Annotated in this window: 14 protein-coding genes and 2 pseudogenes; 2 read left to right on the forward strand and 14 right to left on the reverse strand. The window is 34.1% G+C overall.

The window, feature by feature from the left end; all coding sequences use genetic code 11:
- Window positions 1–7: 7 nt before the first annotated feature.
- From MKY29_RS09640 to MKY29_RS09675, 9 genes and pseudogenes are all read right to left on the reverse strand, one after another.
- Window positions 8–1915: a hypothetical protein gene (locus tag MKY29_RS09640; RefSeq protein WP_340879634.1), complete on the reverse strand. Its 1908-nt coding sequence runs from the start codon at window positions 1913–1915 to the stop codon at window positions 8–10.
- On the reverse strand, window positions 1899–2555 hold the full coding sequence (locus tag MKY29_RS09645) for a TnsA endonuclease N-terminal domain-containing protein (protein WP_340879635.1): 657 nt from the start codon (window positions 2553–2555) through the stop codon (window positions 1899–1901). The genes MKY29_RS09640 and MKY29_RS09645 overlap by 17 nt, the downstream gene beginning before the upstream one ends.
- Before the next feature lie 640 nt (window positions 2556–3195).
- Window positions 3196–3525, reverse strand: a complete 330-nt coding sequence (locus MKY29_RS09650) for a hypothetical protein (protein ID WP_340879636.1) — start codon at window positions 3523–3525, stop codon at window positions 3196–3198.
- A 113-nt stretch (window positions 3526–3638) separates the two neighbouring features.
- Window positions 3639–3926, reverse strand: coding sequence for a TIGR04104 family putative zinc finger protein (locus MKY29_RS22010; RefSeq protein ID WP_420877838.1), 288 nt, complete (start codon window positions 3924–3926; stop codon window positions 3639–3641).
- A gap of 362 nt (window positions 3927–4288) precedes the next feature.
- Window positions 4289–4456, reverse strand: a pseudogene (locus MKY29_RS09655) (NUDIX domain-containing protein); the annotation flags it as partial.
- Window positions 4457–4588: 132 nt separating this feature from the next.
- Window positions 4589–4987 (reverse strand): hypothetical protein, encoded by a 399-nt coding sequence (locus MKY29_RS09660; protein WP_241599892.1) that lies wholly within the window; start codon window positions 4985–4987, stop codon window positions 4589–4591.
- An 814-nt stretch (window positions 4988–5801) separates the two neighbouring features.
- Complete coding sequence (locus tag MKY29_RS09665) at window positions 5802–6227, reverse strand: ester cyclase (RefSeq protein ID WP_340879637.1); 426 nt, start codon at window positions 6225–6227, stop codon at window positions 5802–5804.
- A 131-nt stretch (window positions 6228–6358) separates the two neighbouring features.
- Window positions 6359–6922, reverse strand: a pseudogene (locus tag MKY29_RS09670) (LLM class flavin-dependent oxidoreductase).
- Window positions 6923–7146: 224 nt separating this feature from the next.
- Entirely contained in the window at window positions 7147–8340 is a 1194-nt protein-coding gene (locus tag MKY29_RS09675) for an MFS transporter (protein WP_340880840.1), read from the reverse strand.
- A gap of 373 nt (window positions 8341–8713) precedes the next feature.
- Between MKY29_RS09675 and MKY29_RS09680 the strand changes: the two genes are divergently transcribed.
- Window positions 8714–9295 (forward strand): TetR/AcrR family transcriptional regulator, encoded by a 582-nt coding sequence (locus tag MKY29_RS09680; RefSeq protein ID WP_340879638.1) that lies wholly within the window; start codon window positions 8714–8716, stop codon window positions 9293–9295.
- Between the two features lie 329 nt (window positions 9296–9624).
- Here MKY29_RS09680 and MKY29_RS09685 read toward each other — a convergent pair whose 3' ends face one another.
- Complete coding sequence (locus MKY29_RS09685; protein WP_340879639.1) at window positions 9625–10104, reverse strand: GNAT family N-acetyltransferase; 480 nt, start codon at window positions 10102–10104, stop codon at window positions 9625–9627.
- A gap of 222 nt (window positions 10105–10326) precedes the next feature.
- On the opposite strand from MKY29_RS09685, the gene MKY29_RS09690 reads away from it, so the two are divergent.
- Complete coding sequence (locus tag MKY29_RS09690; protein WP_241599895.1) at window positions 10327–10635, forward strand: hypothetical protein; 309 nt, start codon at window positions 10327–10329, stop codon at window positions 10633–10635.
- Window positions 10636–10648: 13 nt separating this feature from the next.
- Here the strand turns inward: MKY29_RS09690 and MKY29_RS09695 are convergent, their stop codons facing one another.
- The 4 genes from MKY29_RS09695 to MKY29_RS09710 form a co-directional block, all read right to left on the reverse strand.
- Window positions 10649–12046: a DUF1565 domain-containing protein gene (locus MKY29_RS09695; protein WP_340879640.1), complete on the reverse strand. Its 1398-nt coding sequence runs from the start codon at window positions 12044–12046 to the stop codon at window positions 10649–10651.
- Between the two features lie 421 nt (window positions 12047–12467).
- Window positions 12468–13133, reverse strand: coding sequence for a serine/threonine protein kinase (locus MKY29_RS09700; protein WP_340879641.1), 666 nt, complete (start codon window positions 13131–13133; stop codon window positions 12468–12470).
- 185 nt (window positions 13134–13318) lie between these two features.
- On the reverse strand, window positions 13319–14167 hold the full coding sequence (locus tag MKY29_RS09705) for a YitT family protein (protein ID WP_340879642.1): 849 nt from the start codon (window positions 14165–14167) through the stop codon (window positions 13319–13321).
- 382 nt (window positions 14168–14549) lie between these two features.
- Window positions 14550–14915 carry a cupin domain-containing protein gene (locus MKY29_RS09710; protein ID WP_090570931.1) on the reverse strand — a complete coding sequence of 122 codons (366 nt, stop codon included), beginning with the start codon at window positions 14913–14915 and terminating at the stop codon, window positions 14550–14552.
- Window positions 14916–15109: the final 194 nt, after the last annotated feature.

Genomic DNA, 15109 nt, shown 5'->3' on the forward strand with positions numbered 1-15109 from the left:
AATTATTTTAAAATTGTAGTGTCTTACGTAATTTTACTTTCACCTTTTCTCGCTCGGCTTCAACTTTTTTAGGCTTTGATTTTTTCTCTTTTTGCTCAGGAACTTCATCTGCAGTGATTTCATATCGTTTTTTCTTACTGGATTGATTTTTTTCAAAACTCGCCAACTTATTTCTAACATTTTTTGATGAAGCATTTGTTTTTAAGAAATTATGATAAATCTCAATAGGATCTTCTCCAGTAGGAATTTCAATCTCCCGACTATTAATTAATTTATTTATAGCTTTCCTTTCTCTTAAGCTATGAGGTCTAACCCCCCATTTTCCAATTGCTGACAATATCCCTAATTCACTTCCATTCTCTAAATACACTTTTAGAAATCGTATATCGTCAACATTCACTAATAGCGTAACAGTTTTTCCGATTAGACTTGGTGTATGGGCAATGATATCATTCTTGTATTTAACTCCTTCAAAGAAGACTGACGGTCGAATTCCTTTATTAAGATTTCCACGAATCGTACGCTTAAATTTAGTTGTGAAAAATAGAAACTCGCTACGTTTGTCTTCAGCTAATGTATCTATATGCATTCCTTTTTCAATCCTTTGCTTCATTACTTCTATTGGAGTAAGTCCTGACAATCCATTATGGGGAGTAATGTTATATTCAGCAATTATTACATCTGCAATTTCCTCTATATGTTCGGACGAAATTTGATATTTTACTGCAATCTGTTCCGAACCTTTTCTTCTACGAGGGTCTTTTGTGCTATTACCTGTCGTGCTAACAATTCGTTGAAATCCATTTATCTCAAGTGTTTGGAAGAAACGCTCTATATGCGGTCGTCTTACAGGGGTAGCTACTGGTCCCATATTAATCGAACACCCTACAAATTCTGTCAATTTCTCTTGTACAATTATTGCAAGGTTCGCCTTTGCATTGTCATAACAAAGTTCATCCCATATCCCATATTTAGCTGCATCAATTAAAAAGGAAGGAAAGCCTGAGTGTTCCTTGTATACAAGTTTAGGAATGGTTAACTGTTTAGGCTCCCATGGTTTTATTGCATTCCTAATACACATTAGAACATCATCAGATGAGTATTCTTTTTGTAAACATAAATGATAGCCTAATATACATCTAGTAGCGACATCGATAATGGAAAGAATCCAAATTCGATTAATAGTATCCACTATCTCATCACCTTCTGGTGTCTTAAAAATGATTGCTAAAGATACGTCTATCTTATGACCGTCAAATTCAACTCTTTCAAAGGGTCTGATTGGAGTTGTGGATTCAAAATCCGAGTAATTTCTTCCAGTATTTTTAGCAACCATTACTGCGTCATCTCCATATCTAGAAGTAACAGATATAAAGTGCTTATCAGCTAAAGATGTTAAGAATCTTTGTACAGATTTAAGCGCTTTTGAACTAGTGTTTAACGGATATTCATTTAAATCAATGCCAACATTAACACAATTTCTCACAAACCTTTTATGGATATTCTTTATGTTAATATTCTTTTCTCGTACTTCATTCTTTTTATATGCATTAAAAAAATCTCTCTTTAATTCTTCTTCTAACATAGGATAACGATTTAACAAACCTTCAAATGGTGCATGAGTTGTTCTCTTCACCCTTTGATTAGGAATTAAAGCCCTATATCCATAAATTTTACCATCCGAATGTATTTCTAAACACCTTGCTAGCAATCGATAAAAATTACTTCTTTTTAATTTATACTTTTCACATATTAAATTAACTGTAGCTTTGTCTTTAAAATAATCTTGAACAGCAGCTCTTCGTCTTTTGAAAATTTCTTTGTTTTCTGATGACAAATCGTCTACTAAAACTGTTGGCCACATGGATAAATCATCAAAACCAGAGTTTTGAATTTTTTTAAAGTCTTTTTCCATTATTCAAACTCACCTCCATATTTAACCCAAAATGATTATCAGATAGGTCTGCTAAAATGTCCCCATGAAATAATAAAAAAGCAATAGTATTTAAAATATCCTTACTTGAAAACTCGTTATATACAGAGTATTCCGATAATTTTATGTGTGAATTAACAACTAGGTCATTATATAGCTGTGTTTGAAAATTTGAATTTACTTTGCGGTGATTTTTTAACATTTTAATTATAAATTTGTAGTTAGAAAGTAAAGTTTTACTATTTCTAATATTTACATCAGTTGAAACTCGATGTTTCAAATTTTTATTTTTACACCATTGTTGCTGAATTTCAATCTGTTCTATCACTTTGGGCTTCTCTAAATCACTTGCATATTTTACTTCAACAATCTCTTCATCGCCATTGTCGTATAAAATCCACATGTCAGGTATGGATTTTCTGATTTGTGATTTATAAGGAAGTATTATTTCAAATGGTTGTTCGCAAAAGGTAATCACTTTTGGATTGCATTCAACTAATAGCCAATTATCGTATTCCAAATCACTATACAAAAATACATCTCGATGTATTTTTATACTGTTAGATTTCCACCTATTATTTCCAAACTTATTCGAACCGTTATGAATTATAGGATTATACATACCAATTTACCCCTTTCTGGTTAAAATCATTGTAAACCGTCCTCAACCTGTTGTCCAAAAATTTAAATAGTCCACAAGTTGCTGTCCAAATTATTAGACACCGACATGTGGACTATAGATATATAAAAGTTGTAGTAGAGCCTTTCGCATTGTCCCCATGTTCGTGTCCTTTTACAAAAAATATTGTATATACGGACAAGAACTTCTATACAACACTTTTCCTGATTCGAGGAATTGATTTTGAGACAGAACTTCCATAAACTTTAGTTATCAATTTTCCTAGCTTTTATAGATCATTTTAGAGTTATGCTTTTCAGACTTTCATTTGCTGCAAAAATTTATAAATGTCAGAAACTTCTATATAACGGTTAACGCTTCTTATAAATGAATCACTCCCTCACAATTTCATTAATAAGAAAAAAGCGAATCTCCTATAAAAAAGAAATAGGCTTTTTGCTAATTGAAATGGGACACTAACAAACTTATTGACTCAGCCGCCCCGCACCATATTTGGCGATTTCTCACCTTAAATGGCATTGAATATCCATTTCCTTTATCATCATTATACCTTCATTATGAACATTAATTCTTCTTCAAATAAACAGCAGCGTTAGTTTGATACGGAATGAAAATGTAAATCTCAAATAAGTTGTACTAACTCTGGATTTAATACAACTTTATGAAATCTCCAACAATCAGAGTATTCTGTACCAATTTCGTGATCATGCAAGCAAACCCTGTTCATTCCATCACAGCCGTCAAGTCCACAACAACCATTTAATCTACTGCTATCTGAATGGCGGTTTGAATTGATTAAATCCTTGATGTTTATAATGATAGAACCTTTTAATAGTTCGTAAGATGTTTCCTCTTGAATTAAATAAAAGCCTCTAGGAATATAATCTTGACCGTCTTTTCCATTAATCAAATTGAGGTCTTTTAATTCTGATAGTGGTTCAGAGATTTCCAAATTACATGTTTTACAAATTAGTTTCAACTTGTCGTTTCCTCCTTTTATATGTATTTGTGTTCCAGTATTGGATTTTCTTCAACTAAAGCATTCCGTTAGCTTAAGTTCATTAGTCACAAAGACTCTTTATAAGTAACAAGAAAAGGTGCCAACAACGAACCAATTAGTAAAATAAAAATAGCTATGCCAAGTGTTACAAGACCATTGCTAAAAGGAGACAGAAAATAACCGAAGGTGAGCATTGGAAAAATAGTTAAAGAAACAAAAATTATCCTGCTTGGTGTTGTTATCTTATGTGTTGTATCGCATTCGTTACAATTAATAGGTTTATAATTTAGCCAGAAGGATTCATAGATTTTACTCCAACTAAAATGTGTATTGCATTTCTCGCATTTTTGCAAAGCTAATAACCTCCATTATAATTTCTAAATTTTCTAAGGCGTTGTTTTATTATCCTACCGCGTTAGGCTTTAACCCTTCCAGTAAAAACTGGTTAACTTTATAATACGAAAGCATTCGTTAATGAAAAGTCAGATTATAGTTTTCTTTTTAATAAATTTATTAAGTAGTACATGAGTGAAACCAAAAATGATAGTAGTATGATAATTATTGCACTGAATGTATAAATCGCTGTTTCGGCATAATCCCCGCCATCAAACACATTAGAAAATATAAAAAAGCAAATTACACTAACTAACAAAGTTAAGAAAAATATACTAATATACTTTGACATCTTATCCCTCCACACTATCAAACTTTACTATACACCGCAGAATTTAAATACTTCAATATCAATACCTGACTCCTCTTTAGTCTCCCTTATTGCAGCGTCTATTCAGAGACTCCCCTTCTTCAACTATTCAACTTGGCATTTCCTAACCTCTCATCGGACCTTTAATTAGCAGAATTTCTTTTATTCGTTGAGTACCAAAGTTGCAGCTTTCTTATAGAACTAAACTGCTGCGTTAGTTCAATAAGAAAAAGGGCAGCGTATGCTACCCGATAATTTTTAACTAAAGCACCTATTTTGATTATGAAAACAAAAAAATTGGTTCTTCTGAAATTATTTAATATACTCTTTTAACAATGCTAATTTAGACTTCGAGGGTGTCTCATAATTAACAGTCTTTTGAAGATAAACATTACTACCATCACTTCTATGGCTACTATGGTATGCCCATAAATTATTTCCCAAATCTAAGTGAGTTGCGTAAGTAGCTACTTTTATTCCGTATACTCTAAATACTTCTCCTTTTTTAACGACTCTAGCTGGACGAAATTCACCATTCTCATATTTTGATATGGTAAATCCTGACTTTAACATCGTCACCCTACCTATTTGTCCTGTTTTAAGCTCCATGTTATCCCACATGATTTTTGTTGGCATTGCTGCTTCTGTTTTTACAAAAAAAGTAGTAAATGCTAAGACTAATAATAAGACGGAAAGAATTATCTTCTTCATAATTTCACTCCTTTTTTTCCCAATTATACCATAACGATATTTTCAAATCATTTATTCTACTTATATCATATTCCAATACCATTCATACCACTAATACTAGTTTTCACCGCTCCAAGTATTATCACTCTCATGAACTTTCTTGACTGCTGCATACCTTATTGAACTAGCCTGCTTCTTTATTATTTCGATATTATTTTATTAATACCTTCTTCGAAAAAAATAAGCTACCCGTACAGGCAGCCCCTTTTTTAACTAGTCGAGTAGAAGGGAACCTCTCTACCTTATGGTAGATTGTTCCCCCCCCTCACAGAACCGTGCTTGCGCTATTTTCGCACACGGCTCTCCAAATCATCATTAACAAAATGGTGATTCTGCTATCCTCAATAGTTTAGTATACATTTGTTATCTACCGATGTGTGTAGAATGTGTCCCTTATGAGGGTGATAACTTGGTAGCAGCCTTTCCTCCATCGGCATTATCCAACTTCATTGGTACTACGTTGCTGTCCCACTCCCTACAAAGGCATTTGTTTTCCTTGCTTATTATCGCTTGTACACCATACTCTTCTAAAGGAAGAAAAGAACGGTAGGGTCTACCGAGTTTCCGAATTTACTAACATTGTGGACCTCTATCTCTACAACCATTTGGCTTTCGGCCCGCCATTTATCAGTCTAAGCTTAAAGGCTAATGTTACTATGAGCCCTCCAAGACTCGCTACGAGTGAATGGCTAATTCTTTCTCGACGAGAATCCCACCCGCTATATGACGACCTAGGCTCGGCCTCACAGGCACCCGTTAGTGGAATATCAAATAACTATTTAATATGTTTATTGTACTCTAATTGTTTTTGAACCCCAGATCTATCTATTTGAATCCAATACTCGGAAATTTTCCCATCTTCTATCTTATATACTGCACTTGTCATTTGAGTTATTGAATGTCCCGTAGGTTGATATCCATCGACTACTCCTACGTGTTTACCTACTTCTTTCCAACGCACATATACTTTATGTCCTTGTACCAATAATTCTTGAATTTCTAAAGTATAATTACCATAGGCTTCAATCATTTCTCTTACGTGTTCAGCATAATCTTTAGGCGTCCTTAAAACTGTTTGTTCTTCCTCGGATACAATTTGATGAGCCAATACTTGTTCGGACATTAATTGATTAGAGTAGTCTGGATTTTTTCCTGATCGTACTTCTTCAAAAAAATTTCTAATTATTTGTTCTGGTGTCATTTGAAAACCTCCAAATTTATTTTAGTGCTATTACCGTTAAATGCATGGTCTTCGTTTGAAGCTGATAAACGAATAGTGGGCTTTTCGCCAGAAGCTTGATGGCCAACTAGTTCTCAATTTAGTATGAGGCATTATGAATCTAACTTGAATGATGATACATTTTCAGTCTCAGTTTCCCACTTGGTTATTTTCTTTCGAAGCCGTGGCGCTACCTCTGTTCCTAGCAGCTCAATTGCTCTCATCACTTGGTCATGCGGCATAGTGCTTAATGGAACATACATCATAAAGCGTGTGATGCCTACATTTTTACGGAGGTGTATAATCTTTTGAGCAATAGTTTATGGATCTCCAACATACAGCGCACGGCATCTAAGCTAGTACGGTCATAATGAGCCCACCCCCGCTCTTTTCCAGGTTTATTCATGCCTGCCTGGGTAGATGGGAAAAACATATCTGCTATTTCAGGCGTTGAAAAATCCTGAAAAACGCGTACTGGATCTGCTGAAGAAAGCGCTGTAACGGCGCTAGTCAGCCTAACAGTTTCGTATAGAAGCGGAAGACAGCAAAACTGCTGGTGAAGAGGTCGCAAAATCATCCCTAAGATGCTCACCTATGCCAAACACATCAAGTCCCACCTGATCAGAAAGGACAATTTCCTCTATCACTTCTCGCAATCGTGGTGCGTGACTCATCATTTCTCCAGACTGAATATCTGGTTAAGTTTCAACTAATGAAGTAATGCCTATTTCCATAAACAATCCTCTCCTATTTCAAGTTTTTCTCCATCACACCTTTGTAAGTAACAAATTCCTATATTTGATCTTTATTCTGTACTAGTATTCATTTCTTTTAAAACTTGTTGCAGTGTTACTCAGATTTATGATGTTGAATCTGGATATGATATGACATTGGCATATTTTTATTCGAAAGCAGTATCGCGCCTAGTTACTAACCAAAAAAGAAGAGCTAAAGCACTAACTGATATCCCAAGCAAGCATACTCCTATCCACCCATAGTGCGCGTACATTTGGGTAGAAGCAATTGATCCGCTAGCACTGCCAATAGAATAAAACACCATGTACCCAGCTGTTAACCGACTCCGTGCCTCCGGACGCAATGGAAGAATCATCGTTTGATTAGTAACATGTATGGCTTGCACCGCCAAATCAAGCAGTACAATACCTATAACTAATGCTAATAGCGATTGCTCTGTATAGCTAATGAATAACCAAGAAATCAACAATAAAGTCAAAGCAATGCCTGTTGTTCTCTGCCCGTAACCCTTATCAGCTAGCTTTCCAGCACGCGCTGCAGATAAAGCACCAGCCACTCCTACAAGACCAAGTGCTCCAATCGCGCTATGCGAAAGAGATAATGGCGGAGTGCTAAGAGGCAGTACTAGTGAAGTCCACAAAATGCTGAAATCAGCAAAAATAAGTAGGGCAAGAACAGAGCGGATGCGTAAGATTCGTTCATGTTTAAACAATATAAACACCGTTTTAAGCAATTGGGGATAGGACATTGATTTTACATCTCGTTCAATTTGGGGCAATACCCTAAAAAACATACAAACCATTAAAAGCATTAGTGCAGCAGAGACTAGATATACGGAACGCCACCCCGCAACATCCGTTAATATTCCTGCAAAGGACCGCGCAAGAAGTATGCCGACTACAATTCCGCTTGTTACAATACCAACCACACGCCCTCGTTCAGCAGGAGCAGCCATAGATGCTGCGAATGCAACAAGAGTCTGAGTTACGACTGCAAGAAGTCCCACTAAAGCCATTCCTGCAAATAGTATCGTGCTGTTGGAAGCAGTTCCAACTATAACCAAAACTATTATGGTTAATAACATCTGGCCGATAATCAATAGACGCTGGTTCAGAAAATCACCGAGTGGCACTAGCAGTATCAATCCTAATCCATAAAAGATTTGAGTAATGGTAATAACAATTCCGATGATGGAATAGTCAATATCAAACTCACTAGATAGCTGATCAAGTAGCGGCTGTGCGAAGTAGATATTTGCGACTGACATCCCACAGGCAGCCGCAAATAATAATGACACATTACGAGACATAGAAGTAACACGGATTGAATCAGATGGGATAAATGCTCCCTGACTCGAATTCGCCTTTAACTCTGCATTGACTGCTATTTTTTCTTTAACTTCCTCCACTCAGTACCCCCCTTATTCCTATAAATTTTAAATACTGAAATATAACGTACCGAACAGTAAGTTATATTTCTTGGTAAATATAACTTATAGAAACTAATTCTGTCAACTTATAAATTATATTCCCCGTAATAACGTCATCTTTCTTTGGGAAATCTCTTGTTAGGATTATTTAGTCTAAATTTGACAATATAAAGAGAAAAATATATATTTATATTATACTGTTCAGTAAGAAAAAAGAAGACAAATGGCAGTTTCATTTGATTAGTTATAATTAAACAAAAAAAAGAAACGAGAGGTTTTGACTATGGGACGAACCCGTGAATTTGACGAAGAAAAAGTATTAGATGCAGCTATGCAATTATTTTGGGAGAAGGGATATGAAGCAACCTCATTAAGTGATTTAACTGCCAGAATGGGGATTCAACGACCCAGTATTTACTCTGCCTTTGGGGGGAAAAAAGAATTGTTCGAAGCTGCTCTACGCAAATACACGATGTCCCATGCTTCAGATATCCGAACAAGACTTCAAAACTTTCCATCAGTAAAGGAAGCATTTTGCACTTTTTTTGAAGAAGTGGTTGCTGAGGAATACACTGAAAGCCCCAGTAGAGGATGCTTTTGCATTAATACAATGGTCGAACTTGCGCCACATGATGAGAAATTTGAAATTCTTACAAGGGAACATCAAATGTACCTTTCAATCATATTTCAAGAAACCATTGAACGAGGTATACAATCAGGAGAACTTGAGACCGATGTAAACTCTAAAGCCTTAGCACAAGCACTAATAGTATCGTTAATTGGACTTACTGTAATAATGAAATCTCGTCCAAAACGATCATTTGTTGATAATGCAATAAAAGAGTTACTTACATTGCTTAAGTAACTCGGGTTGCTTCAATTTATTTGTCTGGTTATATGAATCTAAATATTTTAATATCATTCTCCTCTTCTATTTCAAAACTAAAAGAGTAAAACTCCCTCTTGAAAAAGAGAGAGTTTTTTTACATCATGAATTTTCTTACATTTCGAAGTCCATTTAATTGTTACCACCGAGGGAATAGGTTTTAAGTGCCAAAAAATAGTTGATATAATAAAATTGAATCATCCTGGTTCTTGGGCATTTATTTAAAATTTATGGTAATTAGCTAATCGTTTTTCTATTGTATAATTGATAGTGTAAAATGCAGTTGTTTTTAGTTATGGTCTTTTTCATTATTTTATGGATTGTCTCATGATAATTTCTTCGCCGATACGTCCTATTTGTCTCTCATTTGTATCTTCAAATCCTACATTCAAATATAGTTTTTGAGCTGGAATATTATCTATATCTACTACTAATACAATTTCATCACATTTAGGGAATTCTGATTTAACAAACTCAATCAATAATGACATCCCTTGTTTAGCGTAGCCTTTTCCTTGCTCTGTATGATTAATTGATAGTGCAGTTAATAACAAAGCGTTCGGATTAGTGGAGTATTTCTTAACTCGCTCATTTGAATTTAGTAGAAAGAAACCAACAGGTGTTTTTTCACTTAAAATAACAATACGATATTGTCCTTCTGTAACTTCCCCGAATTTGTTTGGTAATGTAGAAAATTGTTTTTGTTCTTCTGTTAGGACAAAAGAGTTTAATACTATCATATGCTCACTTGAAAAATGCTTCAGTTCAACACCGGTAAAATTCCCCATAATATCATTCCCCATTCATTTTTCTATATACTACCACTCTTTATGTAGTTATTACATCATTAAAGATAATTTATTTAACTATCTTTGTTCAACTAACCTGCACCTTTAGTTTAAGTGTTTGAATTAGCATGAAAGTATATATTTAGAAAGACAGCTGAAAACCACCTATACCATTTTCTCTCTTAAACATAGACTATGTATAAAACTAAACGGGGTTTTGAAATGGAGAAAAATGAACATATTATCACAATACTGGGAAGTGCAGGTGGTGTGGCGAACGGAATACTTTCCATCCTAAATAATTCTGTACAGGATGAGAAAGATCCGATCTATCATGTAATGAATAATTGCGTCATTCATTTGATAGATTATGAACAGAAAGAAGCAATTGTCTACTCTCTTTCTTATCCACATTTAAAAGATAAATTTATATACCATGAATTTAATTTAAAAGATACGGAGCTATTTAAACACCATCTGAAAAACACCAAAACGACTGTTGTCATTGACCTTTCCTGGGTGGATAGATAATTAGAATACAAAATTAGTCTACAATTTTTTTTACAGGCGAATCCTTTTTCAGCCTAAAGTCATATTTGTTTGCATTTTGATATCTTGGATCTAAATAAATTGATTTCTCATCACTTATTAAAGCTTTTTTAAATTTAGGAAAAGATGTATATTCTTCCTCTTTCCATATCCAAATACCCTTTTCTCCTTTTTCTTTATGAAATACATTATTTTGTAGTTTATTTTCTTGATTGGTTGTAAAATAGTTGGAGATAAAAATCCGCGATGGTCCAGCGGTTAAAATATTTTTTTCTATCAAATTGTTTTTTGTATCATGTTGTAATAATAGCTGTCCCCCATCTAGCCCCTTCGTGTCATTTCGATATAGAATATTTTGAGTGATAGTAGAATTGATGGTACCTCCCCGATCCCTATCATACCCACCAATTGATATTCCAGTGTAAAAGTTGTCATAAATAATATTGTTTATTATTTTAATGTTATCAGCGTATTTTTTAGCATGCTCAGAGGTTGCTTCAATTCCAATATCACTTTTATAAATGGTATTCTTTTCAATGATTATATTCTTTCCACCATCTACATAAATTCCGCCAGCAGAATAATCTCCATCATAAGCTGGATTATCGTAAGAGGATATTTCATAAACTTGATTTTTTTTTACTATACCATTTCGTACATAGTCCACTTTTTTATCATTAGAGGTACCTTCATAACCAATTAGATCAATTCCGATATTATCACTTCGACGAACTATATTTTTTTCTACTTTAAAACCGTCAATATTTCCATTTAGAACTAGAGATTCACTTAAACCGAGTTTTAAGTTTTCCAACGTATTACTCAAAATATTTATATCTTTCATTGTGCCAGTTCCATATATAGCAATCCCATGGCCATTCCCATCATCTGCATGGGTTTCAATCCGTTGCACATGGTTATTTTCTAGTGTTATATGATTGCTAGAGCCTGTTACATATATCCCCATTACAGTTTCATCTGCTAAATCAGTAGATAAATCCTGTATAATTAGCCCGCTAATGGTCACGTAGTTTTTATTTTTTATCGTAACTAAGGATGTATCCCCTTCAACATCATTTATATCCTTTCCACTAAGAACAACCTTCTCCTTGTTGTAGGCTTTAAAAGTAATTGGTTTTGATTTGGTCCCACTATATTTAACGACAAGCTTTTCATTATAGGTTCCTTTTCGTATGAGAACGGTAGTCCCGGCATTTGCTTCTGACGCCGCTTTTTTTAGTGTGCGAAATGGCTTTGATTTTTTACCATCATTTTGATCATTTCCATTTAGAGATACGTAAATAGCTTGATTCTGCTTTTCATTTAAATTGTTTAAAACAAAAACTATCATGATAACAGCTGCCGATAAGAGGATAAAATAGATTTTTTTCATTAAATCATTCCTTATTGAATATATTTCATGCACTTAAGATATTGCACCACAGAGGATGAAAATTGTTTCAGAATGGGTATAGTATGGCAGGCGAAGAAGGTCGATGAACTATGGTGCCATTAGAGCCCATCCGTTAGTCTGACTCCAACGACCCCGGGGCATCACAGACTGTCGCACTCTTTACGAGTAGCACATCCTACTCTGTTTTTGCACCAGTCTACCATTAATTCAACAAGAATGGAGTTGATTCTTGATTAATTCAATTTAAATGGTTTAAAAGCTATACTTTTTTAAAAATCTTTTTCTGAGTCTATTTTGTTATGCAATTCTATAGATTTCGAGAGTTTATTAATTTTCAATGGAGTACAATAAGCTAAATTCATGTACAATATTTTGAATATAGCTAGTTCACCTATTTTTTCTACAGAAGTTTTAAAATCTTTTTTGTAAACTCTTCAAATGAAGAAGAAGTCTCCGCCCGCTGGTTATACCACTTTCGAATCGTTTCTACTAACCAAAAAGGAACAGAATTTCCATCTATTAAATGATAGTATTGCTCATATCCTTTTTTTAGATGCTCCCATCGATAATCATTACCAGGCAGCACGTATTCTGAGACATCAATTATTTTTGCTCTTCCATTTTGTAGTAAAATATTTTTCAAATGAATATCACGTGGATTAAGGCCCTTATTTCGAACATATTCTATTGCATTCTCCACATCATTTACAACCTGCTCTGGAATGTGAATACCTTGAAGAATGCAGTCAAAGAGAGTTTTCCCTTCTTCGTAGCTTAAAACAAGGTATTCGTCGTATGAAGCAAAACATGTTGAAAAGAAGGGTGAATCCCCTAGTATATGATAAACATTTGCTTCAACTTTTACTTTGTTTACTCTGTCTTTGGCATATAATTTAAATGCATAGTCTGGGGCGGAAAGAGATTGAAAAACAGCCGCATCTGTCCCTACACCTATACACTTCAAGTCATCAAGGTCACCACTTATGGTTACAGGCTCGTTATTTGCATTTGAAAAAACTTTAATTTTGGAAAGAGATAAAAAAACTTTGTCCCAGTCTTTTTCCATATAATCTCACCTCTCATTATCGTGGAAGAATAACTACATAATTGTCAATTACTTTTATAAGGATCCTATATCGCTCTTAACAAGCTTCCAATACCACTTTTTAAGCTTACCACCAAATTCATTGGATTCAACTAACCAGTTGCTAGTGATAAATTAGGATTATATCGCCACTTTTGTAGAGTAGATTAATATTGCCGCACTTCCACAATACCATTAATTGTTATGAAAGCATTTATGTCAATTGTCTTAATGAGTGTTCTAAGTTCAGGTTCTTCCAACCTATTAATAACACAGAGAACTATTTCAACACGTGCTTTGGTTTGTCCTTCCTCGCCAATCACATAAGTAACTCCTCTACCTAAACGTGTTTGAATTGCGTCACCAATTTTTCGTGAGTTATTGCTAATAATCATAATATTTTTAGATTCGTCAAAGCCGGTTTGCACCATGTCTATTACCTTCATAGCTATAAAGTAAGCTATAGCCGAACATAAGGCACCCCTTAGTCCATAAATTAACATAGCGAATGAGAATATTAAGACATTAATACTCATAATAACTTCCCCCACCGATAAAGGGAATTTCTTTGCGATTAGTATAGCTAAAATTTCTGTACCATCTAAAGCACCACCTTTTCGTAAAACAATACCAACCCCTAAACCGATCATAATACCGCCTAATACTGCAACTAACATGGTATCCCCTGAAATAATAGTTGGAATGTGATGCAATAAACTAGTAGCAATCGACAAGAAAGTGATACCTATTACCGAACTAAATGCAAATGACTTTCCAAGTACCTTATATCCGATAAATACGAAGGGAATATTTAGTATGAACAGGAATAAACTTAATGAGAATCCTGTTAAATGTGATAACAGGATAGATATTCCTGTTATACCACCATCGATTATATCGTTTGGGATTAGTACCGCTTCTAAACCGATAGCTGTAATAAGTGCTCCCATTATAATAAATAAAACACGACTTATTCTTTCAAACATACTAATAGTCTGTCCATTATTGACTTCCAATTTTACTCAACTCCTTTTATTGCTTACTATTGAACATCTTTGCTTAGTATTTATACAAAGCCTATCTAAAATAATGTTCATGTGAGTTGAGATGTATTGTTTTATACTTACCACACATTCTATTTCAGATCTACCTTAAAGTAGTTAAACATACTAAAGATATTATTATTACATTGATATGATTATGTCTTCATCCAATAAACTACTTCTACATTTAAGTGTAATATCTCACAATCGTACAATTCCGCCTGATGTTTTGGGCATAAGAATAGACCATCTAAATAAGAAAAGCGATTCTTATTAAAGAATCGCTCTCGATTACGGAAAATACGTAACTTCTTCCACTATATGTGAATTCAAAGAAAGTAACTGAATTATTGGTTTAAATCCATATGTTATTTTCAGCAGTTAGTTTTAAATTAGTTTCACCTGTGTTGACTACACCTTTAGGCTCTACCAGCATTATATGGCATTCCTTTTCAGCATAAGGCTTATGTTCTACACCTTTTGGTATCACATACATTTCACCTTTGGAAAGTTTAACCTCTCCATCGCGGAAAGCAATGGACATCTCACCGTCTATCACGATGAATGCCTCATCGGTGTCTTTATGATCGTGCCATACAAAATCCCCAAAAATCTTAACTAACTTAAACTGATAATCATTCATTTCACCAATAACTTTTGGCGACCAGTGTTCACTGAATTTGGAAAGTTTCTCGCTTAGATTAATAGCATTATAATTGATATAAATTCCCCCAGAACTGTTCTTACCTTTATTTTACAACTTCAATAGATTAATTACTATATTAATTAAGATATCAAAAGTTTCTGCTGATTTTCCACAAAATGGACCACTTGTTGAACAAAATTCATACAGCACTCTTTATAACAACGATCGAATTATTTTTACAGATTTGTTATTGACTTTAATACTATAAT

Source organism: Psychrobacillus sp. FSL K6-2365 (genome assembly GCF_038003165.1).
GTDB classification, from domain to species: domain Bacteria; phylum Bacillota; class Bacilli; order Bacillales_A; family Planococcaceae; genus Psychrobacillus; species Psychrobacillus psychrodurans.